Consider the following 17,853-nt stretch of genomic DNA (forward strand, 5'->3'; position numbering starts at 1 on the left):
GATTTACTCATACCAGAGACTGCTTATAATTGGTAGAATAAAGCTATCAATATAAGAGGAGTGACAGAGAATGAACGGATATATTCGAGTATGTGACATTGAAAAATATTATGGTAATGGTCCCAATGTGACCAAAGCTGTAGACCGGGTAAGTTTTACTGTTGAAGAAGGAGAGTTCGTAGGTGTCATGGGGGCTTCCGGTTCGGGAAAGACCACTCTTTTAAATATGCTTGCTACGATTGACCAGGTAACAGCAGGTCATATTTTTTATGGAAATACAGACATTACGGAGTTGTCAGAGGATAAATTGTCCGAATTTAGAAAGAACAATCTTGGTTTTGTGTTTCAGGACTATAATCTTTTAGATACACTGACCATTGAGGAAAACATTATACTTGCACTTACTATACGCAGGGGCAGTAGGAAGATGATTCAAAAACAAAGCAATCAGATGCTGCAATTACTTGGACTTGAAGACATTCGAGGCCAGTTTCCCTATCAGGTATCAGGGGGACAGAAGCAGCGCTGCGCCTGTGCCAGAGCCTTGGTGAATCATCCAAAACTTTTACTTGCTGATGAGCCTACCGGTGCACTGGACTCTAAATCGGCACAGATTTTGCTGGAGACATTTACCGAGATGAATCAATCCATGCAGGCGACAATACTCATGGTGACGCATGATGCCTTTTCCGCTAGCTATTGCAGCAGGATACTATTTTTAAAGGATGGAAAGATATTTCATGAGCTTGTGAGAGGAAGGAAAAAACGCAGAGAGTTTCTGCAGGAGATCTTGGATGTGCTGTCATTGACAGGGGGTGAACTGTCCAATGTATAGTAAACTTGCTTTTCGAAATGTTCTGCGTTCTGCAAAAGATTATCTGGTTTATATGTTCACCATGGCTGTTGTTACTGCACTTATGTATGTCTTTAGCAGTCTCCTCTTTGATAAAAAACTCACCGGAATGTTTGAAATAGCGCAGCTGATGCAGATGATGACGGGGGTGGCTACTTTTTTTATTGTTCTGATTGTTGCATGGCTGATTAACTATATGGTGCGGTTTATGCTGGAAAGACGAAGCAGTGAATTTGGAATATACATGCTTTTAGGCATGAAGAAAAAAGCTATTGCAAGACTTTATATGCGGGAGAATATTTTGCTTGGAATTTTTGCCTTTCTTCCCGGGATAGCGGCCGGAATTTTGCTGCAGCAGGTTTTAATGGCGGTTCTCGGAAACATGTTACATGTAGAATACAGGTTTCATCCGACTCTTAATAAATATACCTTTTTGATAACATTGCTGTTTTATGCAGGAAGTTATCTGCTGGCACTTTTCCGTTGCAAACGAAGGTTTAAGAAAATGAACATTCATGATCTCATGAATGCAAAACGTCAGAATGAGGAAATCAAAGAATCCCATGAGGGAATCAAGCGCCTGTTGTTTCCGATATCAAGCGCTATTATTGTTGCAATCTGGACTGCTTTTCCGGGACTTTCCAGCGTAGGTGCGGACTATGCAGTTTACCATGGGAACACTGACAGCACTTTTTACTATTGCTCTGATGGGAAGTTCTGTGGCAATGATGTTCAGCGATTATGAGAATAAGATACTGGATACGAAGTGGCCTTTTGATGTTCAGATTTACAGTCCGGATATGGAGGATGATTTCCGTGATGAGCTGGAAATATTAAATAAGAATACGGAAATCAAGGACTCGTACATTTATCATGTCTATACAAATCAGACCAATCAGGCAAATGTCTGGATGTATACGAACCTGCAGACATTTGGAAATATGTACCGAGAAAAGGACGGACGTCCCAACATGAAAAAGATAGAAAAGGCTCTTAAAACCGAGGGGGTATACTGCATTTATGATACCTACATGGGTCTGTCAGACTACAATTATCTGAGAAAAATGCTAGGGTACAAGGAAATTGCTTTGACAGAACGGCAATATGCAATCCAGATAAAGGGCCGGCTGAGTGCGGAAGTGGAGGAAATGCCGAAGGGACTTAAAATAACAGATGCAAAGGGGGATAAAGAGTTAGCCTGTGGCGGCATTTATGTGGAGCCATTTTCTCAGGACGGGCATAATGGAGGTGATTATATTTTGATAGTTCCCGATCATGTCATTCGGACGATGCAATCATATTATTCGGAAATGGCAGTTGACCTTAAAGGGAAGTCTCCTGCCGGGTTAATGAAAAAACTGGATGGTCTGGTACCTGAAGAAGAGCAGGATTTTGCCGGACATGCTGATCTCCCATTAAATGGAAACAGCTGCACCGGTTCGGATAACATCGTCAGTTACAGTGAAACAAATCTGGTGAGGGATAATGCGATACCTGAAGTTAAGTATATGCTGGCATCATTGATTGTTCCGGCTTTTTACATGGGCCTGGTATTTTTATGTGCTGCACTTACAGTACTGTCTGTCCAGCAGCTAAGTGATTCCGCAAAATATAAATTCAGGTATGATGTACTGGCTAAAATAGGATTGGAACGCTCAGAGATTCATCAACTGATTACCAGAGAGCTTGCGGCATATTATCTTTGCCCTGCTTTGTTTGCGGTGCTTATCAGCGGAAGTATTATCGTACGTGTCAGCAAGATTTTTATCATTGGGACAGGTGTGCACACCTCTGTTCTGCAGTATTTTGGAATTTCTGTTGTATTATTCTTTGGGATATATATGATATATTTCATGGCAACCTATGTGGGATTTAAAAGAAATATAGAAACAAAAAAATGAAATGTCTGCCCCGAATTAAGTGGACTGCAAGTTGTTTAATGACAAAATTGCAGTCCTTTTTTGATGTTGTCGTATTCAATGGATATGTATTAAAATCGCAGCTCATAATAAAAAGGAAGAAAAGGGGAGAATATAGTTACAAGTAATTTGACTTTAGGATTAGGAATAACAAAATGAGGGAAAAAAAACATTGAGAAAAAAATCTGTAAAAGTATTTGTATTATTATTGTTTTTATTTATAGGTTTAGCGCTGTTTAATTCGGATCCTAATGAATCAACCGTTACAGATTCTGTGGGCGCATTCAGTAACATAAAGATAAAAAACAATAAAGACTCGATAGAGTATAATGGGGTGACATATAAGATTATTGAGGTGGATGGCGATAACCTGTCAGGGGTTAGGCAGTCACGGGTTGCGGTGAATGTTGGTTATGGGAATAGAACATATTGGGCGTTTACAAATGAATATGCGCAATTGATTCATGTGACTGCAGATAAGATTATTATACAAGATGAGTCAAAGGAGGCTGTTAATTCTGCCGGAAGATATTTTGATGATGAAGCAAAAGTTCCCGGTACTGAGCAAAAGGATTTAGATGAAGGACATGTTATAGCCGATTCTCTCGGAGGAGTAGCTAATGCGTATAACATTACTCCGCAAAACAGAGTGTTAAACAGACATGGAAATCAAGCGTATATGGAGAAAGTGATTAGGGATGCGGGAGGCTGCAAAAATTTTATTGCTACAATCACATATCCCAATACAATGACCCAAATTCCAGCACACTATCATTTTGAATATGTAATTAAAGGTAAAAAAATTGTGGAAGATTTTGATAATGTTAATCCCGATACTGTGCCAATGATTTGAGAAAGAATTCGTATATTTTATCGTAATGGTGTATACTGTAGTGTAACTATATTTTTGGAGGACATCATGAGAATACGAAGGATATTATTTTTTATTATGGCTATTGCCTTACTGATACTTTCCCCGACAACAGTGCGTGCAGAAGAAGCAGAAATCCAGGAAAAGACTGAGGAAGAGCTTGCGGCAGATGAGGAAAAAGAAAGGGCAGATTCTTATGCAGCGGAGGCTGATACAAACAAGCTTTCCGGCTGGCCTCAGGGTCCTAAGGTTTATGCAGATTCGGCTGTGGTGATGGATATGGAAAGCGGCGCCGTTCTATTCGAGAAGAATGGAGACAAACAGCACTTTCCGGCCAGTATCACAAAGCTGTTAACCACATTGATAGCATTGGAAAATGCGGAACTGACAGATACAATGAAGTTCACAGAGGACAGCATATCCTTCCTACAGTATGATGACGCCCAGATTGGTATGCAGGCAGGGGAGGAACTTAATCTTGACGATGCTCTGCACGCAGTTCTTCTGGCATCTGCGAATGAAGTCTCACACGCAGTTGCCGAGAATGTAGGAGTACAGGGACTGGGCGGCAATTATGACACCTTTATACAGAAGATGAACGAAAGGGCCGCGGAGCTGGGCTGCACAAATTCCCACTGGATGAATGCCAACGGTCTTCACGATGACCAGCATTATACAACGGCACATGACATGGCATTAATTGCATCGGCTGTGTATCAGCAGGAAGAATTTAGGAAAATCATGGGAACACTGGAATATAAAATAGGGCCTACGAACAGGACGAAAGAGGATCGGGTTTTTCAACAGAATCATAAAATGCTCTGGCCGGAGAACTACTATTATTATAAATACTGTACCGGAGGAAAAACAGGTTATACAGATCAGGCTAAAACTACACTGGTAACAATGGCAGATAATGGGAAGATGCATCTTGCGGCGGTCGTACTTTATGATTATGGAGTAGATGCCTACACGGACACCAAAGCAATGTTTGATTATGTTTTTGATAACTTTGAAAAAGTACCTGTAAAAGATAAGGAAACATCAAGAGACATAGGGCACTTCAATAACCCTGAAAGCTATGTAGTTCTGCCCAAGGGAGAAGATTTTTCCCAACTAAAAAAAAATATAACTTTAACAGAAGATGGCATTCGAAACGGAAAGATTACTTATACCTGCAAAGGACAGAATGTAGGAAGTGCATCTGTTGTTCTGACAGAAGATGGATATAACAAACTGTCAGGGAAAGCTTCTGTGGCAGAGAAGGAAAATACAGAAAGTAAGCAGAAAAATATATCCGAAGATAATTCTTCAGAACTTAAAGACAATAGAAAACCAAAACTCTTTGCAGCTACGGGAACAGCAGTGATATTTTTGATATTACTGGGCACGGTATTACTATATAGAGGAAAGAAAAAGGGACAGTACAGAAAGTAAAGGAGTGCTGTCCTTTTTAGCCGAATAATTCACAGTTTATTCGATGATTTTCCAGTCAATATCAATGAGGATTTCCGTATCATTGTGTATATCTTTGAAAGCCTTTAATATACGCTGAGAAATGAGGTTTAAATTACTGTTATCCGTCACTGTAAGTATAACGGAATACTGTGTGAGAGATGTTCTGGTAAAAACATCGTTTTTCCTCAGGTTAACTGAAAGAATCCGATACAGGGCATTCATAACTTCTTTTGTCTTTACAGAATCAGGTATATTATCCTTTTTGGCAGGCAGCAGCGTAAGCAGCAGCAAATAGTATTTGTCTTCTGACCGCTGTGCTGATCTGGCTTTCAATTGATATATATTCTTAAATATATCCAAATTGCAGTAAAAAGTCTTATCAGCTTCGACAGTATCTTCAAGAGTCACCTCAAGCTCATCAATGCTGCACTTTGTATTGGGCAGGCGTGCCAAAATTTCCTGATGAATATTCCTGAGTGAATCACTGATATCCGTACCATATCTGGAAGAAAAAAAGTCAAGGGTCGTATGATAATATTCCAGGGCGGTCTTAACAGAATTTACACGCAGGTAAGACAGTATTTTGTAACGATAAAAGCCTTCTTCTTCGGGATAAAGTATAATAAACTTATCACATAAAGAAATAGTTTCATCATAGTGTGACCTGGTATAGAGATACTCACACATATTGAGAGCGCAGTTAATATACATATTCTTATAATAAGTGTAGCGATACTGCACCCATTCCACAGATGTGAGATTTGAAAGAAACTCTCCTGTGTGCAGCCGGCTCATCCGATAATAATAACGGAATTGTCTTTCCGGGTCTGTTTCCTGGTGTGCCTGATTATTATAATTTTCAAAATCTACAATATCAATCTGGCAGTACAGATCGGGATTCCAGTAATAAGCATCCTGGGTAAATTTAATGTAGTCCACATCCCTGTCCGGGTACAGACATTGCAGCTCTTTTCTTGCTCTGTACACTAGGTTACGGAGAGCTCCCACCGGTTCTTTGCCCTTTTCTTCAGGCCAGAGCATGGACATCAGTACTTCTTTTGGGACTTTCGTGTCTCGGTTGGCTACCAGGTAGGATATCAACAGAGCAAGCTGTGTGCTGTTATGTGAGCTTGGCGCGTACTCATAATATGAGCTTGATATCGAAAATTCGTTAAAAAAGCGGATACGAAGATCATGTTTTCTTCTCATTCAATGATTCTCCTTAACAATATTTGGCTGTAACAGTTCAGCGGAATAGAGCTGATGGCTTAACTGTTACATTTAATGAGATTATATCACACAGAAAAACGATAGTTCAACAAATATCGTCCAAATTCAGCAGAATGCCTTGACTATTAAAAGGTGTTTTCATATAATACTTTCATATAGACTTAAAAAGGCTTTGACGAAGACAGTAGGTTATATCTGAAAGTTTCAGCGAGCCGGGAGAGGTGGAAGCCCGGTATGAATAAGATATTTCTGAACATCACTTCCGAGCCGCAGCCCGCGAACCGACAGTAGGGGCTGACGGGATTCCTCCGTTATGGGAACGCATATAAAGGACGGTTTTCTATCTGAGTATGTTGTAACAGGTGGTATATACGCAAGCTAAAGCTTCCGTCCTATTACAGGATGGAAGCTTTTTATGTGGCAGGAATCTGGTCGTTAAAACGGCTGTGCCCCGTCACAAGAGTCTGGCAAGCCGGATTCTATCTAAAGTCAGAAAGGAAAGGATGACTATGTACAAAAAAGTTTCTACAGATATGAATTTTGTTGAGCGTGAAAAGGAAGTTGAAAAATTCTGGGATGACAACGATATTTTCCAGAAAAGCATGGATGAAAGGGAAGGAGCGCCGAAGTATATTTTTTATGACGGACCTCCGACTGCCAACGGCAAGCCTCACATTGGCCATGTATTGACACGCGTTATTAAAGATATGATTCCAAGATATCGGACGATGAAAGGTTGTATGGTTCCCCGGAAGGCCGGGTGGGACACCCACGGTCTTCCGGTGGAGCTGGAAGTGGAAAAAGCTCTGGGGCTGGACGGCAAGGAACAGATTGAAGAATACGGGCTGGAACCTTTCATTGATAAATGTAAAGAAAGCGTATGGAAGTATAAAGGTATGTGGGAGGACTTCTCCAGCACAGTTGGCTTCTGGGCCGATATGGAACACCCCTATGTGACATATGATAATAACTTTATTGAGTCCGAGTGGTGGGCATTGAAAACAATCTGGGATAAAGATTTATTATACAAAGGATTTAAAGTTGTGCCTTACTGCCCGCGCTGTGGAACCCCTCTTTCTGCCCAGGAGGTTGCACAGGGGTATAAGGATGTAAAAGAACGCTCCGCAATTGTAAGATTTAAAGTAAAAGATGAAGATGCTTATATTCTGGCATGGACGACTACCCCGTGGACACTGCCTTCGAATCTGGCACTCTGCGTAAATCCAAAGGAGGACTATGCAAAGGTAAAGGCGGCGGATGGATATGTGTATTATATTGCCCGGGCACTTGCGGATACTGTGCTTGGAAAACTGACAGAGGACGGAAAATCTGCATATGAAGTTCTTGAAACTTATAAAGGAAAAGACCTGGAATACAAAGAATATGAGCCACTGTTTCAATGTGCGGCAGATGTTGCGGCAAAGCAGAAAAAGAATGCTTTCTTCGTAACCTGTGATACTTATGTAACATTGACGGATGGTACCGGAATTGTCCACATTGCACCAGCATTTGGTGAAGATGATGCCCAGGTAGGAAGGAAATATAAGCTGCCTTTTGTACAGTTGGTGGATGAAAAAGGGCTGATGGGAGAGACGACTCCCTTTGCCGGCACTTTCGTAAAGAAGGCAGATCCGCTGGTATTAAAGGATTTGAAAGAGAGGGGGCTTCTCTTTGATGCGCCGAAGTTTGAACATAGTTATCCACACTGCTGGAGATGCAGCACGCCTCTGATTTACTATGCACGTGAATCTTGGTTTATTAAGATGACAGCGGTGAAGCAAGATTTGATTGCCAACAATAATACAATCAACTGGATTCCTGAGAATATCGGAAAAGGTCGTTTCGGTGATTGGCTGGAGAATGTGCAGGACTGGGGAATCAGCCGTAACCGCTATTGGGGGACTCCATTAAATATCTGGGAGTGTTCCTGTGGACACCAGCACTCTGTCGGCAGTATTGAAGAATTAAAGTCTATGTCTGACAATTGCCCCCAGGATATTGAGCTTCACCGTCCATATATCGATGAAGTCACAATAAAGTGTCCGGAGTGTGGGGGAGAGATGCACCGTGTACCAGAGGTAATTGACTGTTGGTTTGACAGTGGTTCTATGCCTTTTGCCCAGCATCACTATCCATTTGAAAATCAGGATCTGTTCAGGCAGCAGTTTCCGGCAGACTTTATATCCGAAGCTGTAGACCAGACAAGAGGATGGTTTTATTCTTTGCTGGCAGTTTCCACTTTACTGTTTAATAAATCACCGTATAAGAATGTAATCGTGCTGGGACATGTTCAGGATGAAAATGGACAGAAAATGAGCAAGTCGAAAGGAAATGCCGTAGATCCTTTTGATGCGTTAAACCAGTATGGTGCAGATGCGATTCGCTGGTATTTCTATGTTAACAGTGCTCCCTGGCTGCCAAATCGTTTCCACGGCAAAGCAGTCCAGGAAGGGCAGCGCAAATTTATGGGAACCTTGTGGAACACCTACGCATTCTTTGTACTGTATGCTAACATTGACGACTTTGATGCCACAAAATACAGTCTAAAGTACGATAAACTGAATGTTATGGATAAGTGGCTTTTATCCCGTCTGAACAGTTTGGTGAAAACAGTGGATGAAAATCTTGCAAATTACCGGATTCCGGAAAGTGCGAGAGCGCTGCAGGACTTCGTGGACGATATGAGCAACTGGTATGTAAGAAGAAGCCGTGAACGTTTCTGGGCAAAGGGAATGGAACAGGATAAAATTAATGCTTATATGACATTGTATACTGCCCTTGTGACGACAGCAAAGACAGCTGCTCCCATGATTCCGTTTATGGCAGAGGAAATATATCAAAATCTTGTCCGCAGTATTGACAATGAGGCTCCGGAAAGCATCCACCTCTGTGACTTCCCGACTGTGAATGAAGCACGCATCAACAAAGAGCTGGAAGCTGATATGGCAAATGTTCTGAAGCTTGTAGTTATGGGGCGCGCCTGCAGAAATACTGCGAATATTAAGAACCGCCAGCCAATTGGGCGGATGTTTGTGAAAGCGGCCTTTGTACTGCCTGAGTTCTATCAGGAAATCGTGGCAGATGAACTGAACATAAAACATATTGATTTTACAGAGGACGTTAGATCCTTTACTTCATATAGTTTTAAACCACAGCTGAAGACAGTGGGACCAAAATATGGTAAAATGTTAGGAAGTATCAAATCCACCCTGGATAAGCTGGATGGAAACGCCGCGATGGATGAAGTCAATGAAACAGGTTCTTTGAAACTGAATATCAATGACCGGGAGATTACATTATTCAAGGAAGATTTATTGATAGATACAGCGCAGATAGAAGGTTATGTTTCTGAAAACGATAATGGAATTACAGTAGTCCTGGACACGAACCTAACGGAAGAACTTTTAGAGGAAGGTTTTGTGCGGGAGATTATCAGCAAGATTCAGACTATGCGAAAAGAGGCTGACTTCCAGGTTATGGATAAAATTAAAGTCACTTATACAGGTAGTGAAAAAGCGGAGGGAATTTTTGCAACATATGGCGAAGAAATTGGAGGTGAAGTGCTGGCAGATGAAGTCGTGAAAGCAGCTCCGGCCGGATATATAAAAGAATGGAAGGTAAACGGGGAAGCCGTGACGATGGGTGTAGAAAAGGAGGCGATGTGATATTGACGTACAGTGCGCGTTTTGAGAAGGAAACCTTTAAAGAAACAGTAAAAGATAACGTGAAAATATTGTATCGGAAGACCATTGAGGAGGCTGCAGCCCAGCAGATATTTCAGGCAGTATCTTACGCGGTAAAAGATATCATTATAGATGACTGGCTGGCTACACAGGAAGAAAACCGTAAGAAGGACGCAAAGATGCTATATTATATGTCCATGGAATTTCTTATGGGGCGCGCCCTGGGTAATAACCTGATTAATATGTTGTCTTATAAAGAGGTTAGAGAAGCTCTGGAAGAGATGGGCATTGATCTGAATGTGATAGAAGACCAGGAGCCGGATCCGGCCCTTGGAAACGGTGGCCTTGGACGGTTAGCGGCATGTTTTCTGGATTCCCTGTCAACATTGAATTACCATGTTTACGGATGCGGTATCCGTTACCGGTATGGGATGTTCAAGCAGAAGATTGAAAACGGATATCAGGTTGAGACCCCGGATGATTGGCTTAAGGAAGGAAATCCTTTCGAACTTCGCAGAGAAGAATATGCCAAGGAGGTGCGTTTTGGAGGGGATATCCGGTTTGAGAAGGATCCTGAGACCGGAAAGGATATATTTATTCAGGAGAACTACGAATCTGTCCGGGCAATTCCTTATGACGTGCCTATCGTGGGATATGGCAGCCACGTAGTTAATACATTGCGCATCTGGGACGCAGAGGCTATCACCAACTTTTCTCTGGCTTCCTTTGACCGGGGGGATTATCACAAAGCAGTGGAGCAGGAAAATCTTGCAAAGATGATTGTAGATGTATTGTATCCCAATGACAATCATTATGCCGGTAAAGAACTCAGGCTGAAACAGCAGTATTTCTTTATTTCTGCTAGTTTGCAGGCTATGGTTGCAAAATATAAAAAGCATCATGACGATATCAGGAAGCTTCCTGAGAAAGTTGTGATACAAATGAACGACACACATCCTACGGTGGCAATTCCAGAACTGATGCGCCTTTTGATTGATGTGGAGGGATTAAGCTGGGAGGAAGCCTGGGATGTGACAACAAAGACCTGTGCTTATACAAATCACACAATTATGGCAGAAGCACTGGAAAAATGGCCTGTAAACTTATTTTCAAAGCTCCTTCCCCGTATTTACCAGATTGTACAGGAAATAGATCGTAGATTTGTCAATGAGGTACGCGCAAAATATCCAGGTAATGAGGAAAAAGTCAGAAAAATGGCCATTCTCTGGGACGGACAGGTGCATATGGCACGTATGGCAATTATTTCCGGATTCTCTGTCAACGGAGTGGCAAAGCTCCACACAGAAATTCTGAAGCATCAGGAATTGAAGGATTTTTATGAGATGATGCCGGAAAAGTTCAATAATAAAACAAACGGCATAACCCAGCGACGCTTTCTTCTTCACGGGAACCCTCTTCTTGCGGACTGGATTACAGCCAGAATAGGAGACGGATGGATTACAGACTTGTCAAAGATAGGAAACCTAAAAGTTCTGATAAACGATGAGCAGGCCAGAAGAGAATTTATGCAGATAAAATATCATAATAAGGTACGTCTGACAAAATACATCAAAGAGCATAATGGTATAGATGTAAACCCGGAATCTATTTTTGATGTACAGGTAAAGCGACTGCACGAATATAAACGGCAGCTTCTGAACATTTTGCATATTATGTATCTGTATAATCAAATTAAGGAGCATCCTGAAATGTCGTTTTATCCAAGAACCTTTATCTTTGGAGCTAAGGCGGCGGCCGGATACCAAAGAGCGAAAGAGACGATTAAATTGATTAACTCTGTAGCAGGGATTGTGAATAATGACAGAAGTATTAATGGAAAGCTAAAAATTATATTTATAGAGGATTACAAGGTATCCAATGCGGAATTGATATTTGCGGCTGCAGATGTAAGTGAACAGATTTCCACTGCTTCAAAAGAGGCATCCGGAACCGGGAATATGAAGTTTATGTTAAACGGTGCTCCTACACTGGGCACGATGGATGGTGCAAACGTAGAGATTGTAGAAGAAGTTGGGGAGGAGAACGCATTTATCTTTGGTTTGTCCTCTGAGGAGGTTATTAACTACGAGAATAACGGAGAGTATAACCCAGTGGATGTTTATTTTAACGACTGGGAGCTAAAGCGTGTAATCGATCAGCTTGTGGACGGAACCTATTCGGGAGGCGATCACAATATGTACCGAAATCTGTACAACTCGCTTCTTAATACAGAATCCACAGATAGAGCAGACATGTATTTTATTCTGAAAGATTTCCGGTCTTACGCAGAGGCTCAGAAAAGAGTGGAAGAGACCTACAGAGAGGAATACAGTTGGTCCAAGATAGCACTTATGAATACGGCATGCAGCGGAAAGTTTACCTCTGACAGAACAATAGAAGAGTATGTGAAGGATATCTGGAAACTGGAAAAAGTGGCTGTACCATCGGGATCGATGGAATAGGAGGTATTTATGTTTGATTATTACAACTATGGGAATATGGATTCGGTAATGACAGGGATTCTGGCTATCTATATGATTATACTTGCACTTTGTTTTATTTTTTATGTTATCAGCTATATATTTAAGGGAATTGGTATGTTCACCATTGCAAAACGCCAGGGGATGGATTCTCCGTGGCTTGCGTTCATTCCCTTTGCAAGAACATATCTGCACGGCGAATTGGGCGGAAGTATTACGCTGAAATCAAAAAACATCAAAAATCCCGGAATATGGCTTCTTGCGCTGCCATTTATTGCCGGGGCAGTGAATTTCATATTTTATCTGCTGATTATTGTTGTGGGCTTTGGAACTGTATTTTCCAGTTTGTTTGATTATCGCTCTTATGGGGACTATTCATACTCCTACGCCCCTCAGATAGGCCCGGGGACTGTGCTGGGAATCATCGTTCTGGTAATTATCTGGATTATTCTGCTTATTGCTTACGAGGCAATATATAAGGTATTTGGGGTGCTGGTAAACCATCAGATTCTGGAAAGGTTTACAACGAAAAATATGTCTGTTGCACACGCTGTATTGTGCAGCACAATACCTCTTTATGAGTCTATCTGTTTCTTTGTAATGAGAAACAAAGATTTTAATCCGGGAATGGAGCTCGATTCAGAAGCAGATGCAGAAGAAGAAACTCAAACAGACTTAAGGGAACCGGCAGATCAGGAAAAGACAGATACAATAAATATGTAAAAAAATGAATGTACTTTTTATGCCCTTCATATATTTCAATATGGAGGGCATTTTAATGGGACAACGTTATATGAAGCAGAAGTTTAAGGTGGGCTGCTCATTTTTAATCATTTTAATATTACTTCCTTATGTAGTGACCGTTTTTGTAAATGGAGGAGATATGAAAGCCGCAGAAAAGGAAGGCAGTGCCTATGTGCAGGTAAAAAACACAGCTCAGGACAGCAAGGAGGAAGTGATTAAAATTCCCTGGACTGAGTACTTTATAGGGGTTCTTGCAAAGGAAATGCCTGAGACATATGAAGAGGAGGCGCTGAAAGCCCAGGCTGTACTTATCAGAACTCATCTTTACCAGATGCTGGACGATGATAAAGAAAAGGCACTTAAGGACAGCTATTTAAGTACAAAAGATCTGGAAAAGAAGTGGGGAGCAAAGAAATATGACACTTATTATGCTAAACTAAAAAAGGCCATGGATGAAACATCAAATCAAGTACTGTACTATAATGACACCTATGCTTTCGTTCCGTTTCACCAGTCCAGCAACGGGAAAACAAGAAACGGCCAGGAGGTTCTGGGAAGTCCGGATTATCCCTACCTCGTTGTCAGGGAATGTCCGGAAGATAAAAAAGCAAAGGATGAGATGCATGTTTATAATCTGGAATACAAGGAAATCCAGACAAAATGTCAGCCGTTTTTAGTAGCTGTCGATAAGGAGAGTGCAGAAAAGACTTACCATTTTTCGGATTTTGAGATTCAGGAATATGATTCAGCAGGTTATGTGTCAAAGCTTCGAATCGGGGACACAGTCTGCTCGGGTGAGCAATTTCGCGAGGCCCTTTCTCTGTCCTCTAGTTCGTTCACCCTGCAGGAGGCAGACGGAGGAATCCGCATTACAACGGTAGGGACCGGCCATGGTCTGGGGATGAGCCAGTGGACGGCAAATGATATGGCTAAGAATGGAAAAAACTATGAAGAAATTCTTCAAAATTTTTTTGAAGACACGAAACTGACGGATGGTGGAGAAATATTTGCAAAAGTAGAATAAGGTATCACTTTTCTGGCAAAAATATAGCCAGAGGTGATGAATATGAATAAGAATAAGAACGAAAAGCCATTTTCAATAAAAGGAAAAGGCGCAGCGGTCGGTATCGTAATTTGTTTTGTTGCTGTAATTGTGATGGTAGGAGCATATACATTCAACAATTATGAGAAAAAAGTGAATGAGCAGCTTGCGAAAGCCGAAGAAGAGACAGATGAACTTACAAAAGAAAAAAGCGAGGCAACAACGACAAACGACATTGTCCTGCCCGAAGCTGAAGGCAATACATCCACAGAAAATGATACAGCAGAAAAAGAAAATGATACACAAGATGACGGTGCAGCAGATACAACCGGTACAGCAGGAAACGCAGCAGAAGTATTTTTCGACGAGAGCAGCCAGCTTACATGGCCAGCCAGCGGAGCTGTACTGATTAATTACAGCATGGATCAGACCGTTTACTTCTCTACGCTGGAACAGTATAAATACAATCCGGCCCTGGTCATTGGCGGGGATGTGGGAGAAGAGATAGGAGCCTCTGCGGCAGGCGTTGTATCAAATATAGAACAGACCGCCCAGACAGGAGTTACAGTAACATTGGATATGGGAAACGGATACAGCGCAGTATATGGACAGCTGAAAGAGGTTCCCCTGGAAATTGGCGACTATGTAGCTGCAGGAGAAACTGTAGGATACATGAGCGAACCTACAAAATACTACAGTGTAGAGGGTCCCAACCTGTATTTCGAGTTACTAAAAGATGGAGATCCGGTAAACCCCATGGATTTTATGGAATCATAATGATTTAGGGCGTAGCAAAAATTAAATATGCTATGCCCTTTTTAATGCTATAATATATGCAAAGGAGTAGACAGCGATCATGAATTATACATATATATTAAGATGTGGGGATGGGAGTTTATATACCGGATGGACAAATCATCTGGAGAAGCGTATCAGTGACCATAATCAGGGCAGAGGTGCTAAGTATACAAAGGCACATAGGCCGGTAGAACTGGTATACTTTGAGACATTTAGGACAAAGGAAGAAGCAATGAAAAGAGAATGTGCCATAAAGAAAATGACACGCAGACAAAAGCTGGAACTAGTGCATCGATTCATAAATAATTAATGCATAAAAAGGAAAAATGCGGTCCTCATTACAGAGGTGCCGCATTTTTTGCCTGGTTTTAATAATTTTCAGCTTTTCTTTCAAAGTAGGCACGTGGATGAGCACATACCGGACAAACTTCCGGAGCTTCATTGCCTTCATATATGAAACCGCAGTTTCTGCACTTCCAACCAAGAGGAGCTTCATCTTTGAAGGTTTCACCGGCACGGAAATGTTCAAGAAGCTTGTTGTAGCGCTTCTCGTGGGCAGCCTCTACTTTTGCCACACCTTTAAATTTTACAGCCAGCTCTTTGAAGCCTTCTTCTTCAGCTTCTTTTGCCATGCGATGGTACATGTCTGTCCACTCATAATTCTCACCTGCGGCTGCATCTTTCAGATTTGCATCAACATCACCGATTCCATGGAATTCTTTGAACCAGAGTTTGGCATGTTCTTTTTCCTGGTTAGCGGTCTCCAAAAAGATATCGGAAATCTGCTCAAAACCAGCCTTCTTAGCAGCAGATGCATAAAACGTGTACTTATTGCGCGCCTGTGACTCACCTGAAAAGGCTTCCATAAGGTTCTTTTCTGTTTTTGTTCCTTCGTACTTTGACATTGAAAATCCTCCTAGTATATGTATTGTATATAGTATAACAGTTTATCCTTTATGAATCAATGAAGATTAGCCAAAATATCTCTTCAGCAAACCTTCAAAAGCTTTTCCGTGACGTGCTTCATCTCTTGCCATCTCATGTACCGTATCATGAATAGCATCCAGATTAGCTTCTTTTGCACGTTTTGCAAGATCGAATTTACCGGATGTTGCACCGTTTTCTGCGTCTACTCTCATTTGAAGGTTCTTCTTTGTACTGTCTGTTATGACCTCGCCCAGCAATTCTGCAAATTTGGCCGCATGCTCTGCTTCTTCATAAGCAGCTTTTTCGTAGTATAGACCAATTTCCGGATAGCCTTCTCTGTGTGCAACTCTAGCCATTGCAAGATACATACCTACTTCTGAGCACTCTCCCGAAAAGTTGGCTCTTAAATCATCTATAATGTCTTCACTGGCACCCTGGGCAACACCTACAACATGTTCTGCAGCCCATGCTTTATCCTCTGCCTGCTCTTTGAACTTCTCAGCAGGTGCGCCGCAGACAGGACACTTCTCCGGTGCGGATTCTCCTTCATAAACGTAGCCACAAACTGAACATACAAATTTTTTCATAGTAAATCTCCTTCTCTCATATTTTTTAGTTGTTTTTCTGCCGGCAGTATCTAAAACCCCGGCGATATATATTAATATAGAAGGTTTTTGTACCTTCTATATTAATTACATAGGTTATTCTAGCGGACGGTGGTTCCCCATCCGTCTTGACCTGAAGATACAATCACTGCATCTTCCATAAAAGGTAATGTTGCTGGACTCTATTTTCCCATCAAAGTTTTGTGCCGCTGTTTTATTTATTTCTTCTAACCCTTCTATACCAAAGTCTAAATTTATAACTTTTCCACAGCTGGTGCAGAAAAAATGATTATGTGGCGTAACAATTCCATCAAACCTATCGGCACTGCCCGGTAAAGTAATCTTGATTGCTTCCCCTATATCTGTAAGTAGATTTAAATTTCTGTACACAGTTGCCAGACTGATATTAGGAAATTCCTTCTTTACATGTAAATAAACAGTATCAGCAGTTGGGTGCGACCCGGTCGACATCAGATACTTCTTGATGGCTTCACGCTGCCGGCTATATTTTAAAGCTGCCATGAGGAACCCCCTTCCGAAATCAATAATAGTAATTGTTATCTGTATATAAATATAATACATGTTTATGGAAATGTCAATAGTATATTGCAGAATAAATAAAACTCCTGAAAACAAGTTAGATTAATTGCTTTCGGGAGTTATTTTATAACATATTTTAAATTGTTATTGTTGAATTTTATGCGACTTTTTAACACATTTACTACATTTACCATTAAACGTTACACTGCTGGACTCAATTTTACCATCAAAATTTCTCGAGACTATTGTATTAATTTCTTCTAATTTTTTTATGTCTAAATTTAAATCAAGGACTCTACCACACTCAGTGCAAAAAAAGTGATTGTGGGGCGCTGCGTTTCCGTCAAATCGATCGGCGCCATCCGGTGAAGGAATCTTGAGTGCTTCTCCGATATCTGTCAGCAGATTCAGGTTTCTGTAGACAGTCCCAAGACTGATATTAGGAAATTCTTCCTTTACATGGAGATAGACAATATCCGCGGTAGGGTGTTCTTTTGTTGCCATCAGATACTTCTTGATAGCTTCACGCTGCCGGCTGTACTTTAACGTTGTCAATATAGGCCTCCTTCCAATTTGATAATCTCTCGGAATCTCTAAGCCAGTAAATCCAAGGCTTTCAGATCCCTTTTTTATTAAAATCCCCCACTTTTTTGTCAAAAAACACTTGACAGTTTACTCGAAAAATGCGGCGCTTCGCGCCTAT

General features: G+C 41.3%; 16 protein-coding genes. 11 read left to right on the forward strand and 5 right to left on the reverse strand.

What is annotated here, in order from left to right:
- Positions 1 to 70: 70 nt before the first annotated feature.
- From BN3456_RS04990 to BN3456_RS05005, 5 genes are all read left to right on the forward strand, one after another.
- Positions 71 to 835: an ABC transporter ATP-binding protein gene (locus BN3456_RS04990; protein WP_089983040.1), complete on the forward strand. Its 765-nt coding sequence runs from the start codon at positions 71 to 73 to the stop codon at positions 833 to 835.
- The gene (locus BN3456_RS16210; RefSeq protein ID WP_242862802.1) at positions 828 to 1,598 is read left to right on the forward strand and encodes an ABC transporter permease; all 771 of its coding nucleotides are present in this window, start codon (positions 828 to 830) and stop codon (positions 1,596 to 1,598) included. Before BN3456_RS04990 ends, BN3456_RS16210 begins: the two co-directional genes overlap by 8 nt.
- On the forward strand, positions 1,513 to 2,754 hold the full coding sequence (locus BN3456_RS16215; protein ID WP_242862803.1) for a hypothetical protein: 1,242 nt from the start codon (positions 1,513 to 1,515) through the stop codon (positions 2,752 to 2,754). Before BN3456_RS16210 ends, BN3456_RS16215 begins: the two co-directional genes overlap by 86 nt.
- A gap of 190 nt (positions 2,755 to 2,944) precedes the next feature.
- A complete protein-coding gene (locus BN3456_RS05000) occupies positions 2,945 to 3,625 on the forward strand; it encodes a DNA/RNA non-specific endonuclease (protein WP_089983041.1) in 681 nt (226 codons plus the stop codon).
- Positions 3,626 to 3,691: 66 nt separating this feature from the next.
- Entirely contained in the window at positions 3,692 to 5,080 is a 1,389-nt protein-coding gene (locus tag BN3456_RS05005) for a D-alanyl-D-alanine carboxypeptidase family protein (RefSeq protein ID WP_089983042.1), read from the forward strand.
- A 36-nt stretch (positions 5,081 to 5,116) separates the two neighbouring features.
- On the opposite strand, the gene BN3456_RS05010 is transcribed toward BN3456_RS05005, so the two are convergent.
- Positions 5,117 to 6,310, reverse strand: a complete 1,194-nt coding sequence (locus BN3456_RS05010) for an AfsR/SARP family transcriptional regulator (RefSeq protein WP_089983043.1) — start codon at positions 6,308 to 6,310, stop codon at positions 5,117 to 5,119.
- Between the two features lie 530 nt (positions 6,311 to 6,840).
- Between BN3456_RS05010 and ileS the strand changes: the two genes are divergently transcribed.
- From ileS to BN3456_RS05040, 6 genes are all read left to right on the forward strand, one after another.
- Positions 6,841 to 9,996 carry an isoleucine--tRNA ligase gene (ileS, locus tag BN3456_RS05015; protein WP_089983044.1) on the forward strand — a complete coding sequence of 1,052 codons (3,156 nt, stop codon included), beginning with the start codon at positions 6,841 to 6,843 and terminating at the stop codon, positions 9,994 to 9,996.
- A complete protein-coding gene (locus BN3456_RS05020; RefSeq protein WP_242862804.1) occupies positions 9,993 to 12,476 on the forward strand; it encodes a glycogen/starch/alpha-glucan phosphorylase in 2,484 nt (827 codons plus the stop codon). The genes ileS and BN3456_RS05020 overlap by 4 nt, the downstream gene beginning before the upstream one ends.
- A gap of 9 nt (positions 12,477 to 12,485) precedes the next feature.
- Positions 12,486 to 13,217 (forward strand): hypothetical protein, encoded by a 732-nt coding sequence (locus BN3456_RS05025; protein ID WP_089983046.1) that lies wholly within the window; start codon positions 12,486 to 12,488, stop codon positions 13,215 to 13,217.
- 55 nt (positions 13,218 to 13,272) lie between these two features.
- Complete coding sequence (locus tag BN3456_RS05030; RefSeq protein ID WP_089983047.1) at positions 13,273 to 14,262, forward strand: SpoIID/LytB domain-containing protein; 990 nt, start codon at positions 13,273 to 13,275, stop codon at positions 14,260 to 14,262.
- A gap of 42 nt (positions 14,263 to 14,304) precedes the next feature.
- Entirely contained in the window at positions 14,305 to 15,057 is a 753-nt protein-coding gene (locus BN3456_RS05035; RefSeq protein WP_089983048.1) for a murein hydrolase activator EnvC family protein, read from the forward strand.
- A 79-nt stretch (positions 15,058 to 15,136) separates the two neighbouring features.
- Complete coding sequence (locus tag BN3456_RS05040; protein ID WP_089983049.1) at positions 15,137 to 15,388, forward strand: GIY-YIG nuclease family protein; 252 nt, start codon at positions 15,137 to 15,139, stop codon at positions 15,386 to 15,388.
- A gap of 58 nt (positions 15,389 to 15,446) precedes the next feature.
- Here the strand turns inward: BN3456_RS05040 and rbr are convergent, their stop codons facing one another.
- From rbr to BN3456_RS05060, 4 genes are all read right to left on the reverse strand, one after another.
- On the reverse strand, positions 15,447 to 15,983 hold the full coding sequence (gene rbr / locus BN3456_RS05045; protein WP_089983050.1) for a rubrerythrin: 537 nt from the start codon (positions 15,981 to 15,983) through the stop codon (positions 15,447 to 15,449).
- Between the two features lie 66 nt (positions 15,984 to 16,049).
- The gene (locus BN3456_RS05050; RefSeq protein ID WP_089983051.1) at positions 16,050 to 16,592 is read right to left on the reverse strand and encodes an NADH peroxidase; all 543 of its coding nucleotides are present in this window, start codon (positions 16,590 to 16,592) and stop codon (positions 16,050 to 16,052) included.
- A 114-nt stretch (positions 16,593 to 16,706) separates the two neighbouring features.
- Entirely contained in the window at positions 16,707 to 17,132 is a 426-nt protein-coding gene (locus BN3456_RS05055; protein ID WP_089983052.1) for a Fur family transcriptional regulator, read from the reverse strand.
- Positions 17,133 to 17,294: 162 nt separating this feature from the next.
- Complete coding sequence (locus BN3456_RS05060) at positions 17,295 to 17,705, reverse strand: Fur family transcriptional regulator (RefSeq protein WP_089983053.1); 411 nt, start codon at positions 17,703 to 17,705, stop codon at positions 17,295 to 17,297.
- Positions 17,706 to 17,853: the final 148 nt, after the last annotated feature.

The sequence above is a fragment of the Clostridium sp. C105KSO13 genome (genome assembly GCF_001517425.1).
GTDB lineage: Bacteria > Bacillota > Clostridia > Lachnospirales > Lachnospiraceae > Muricomes.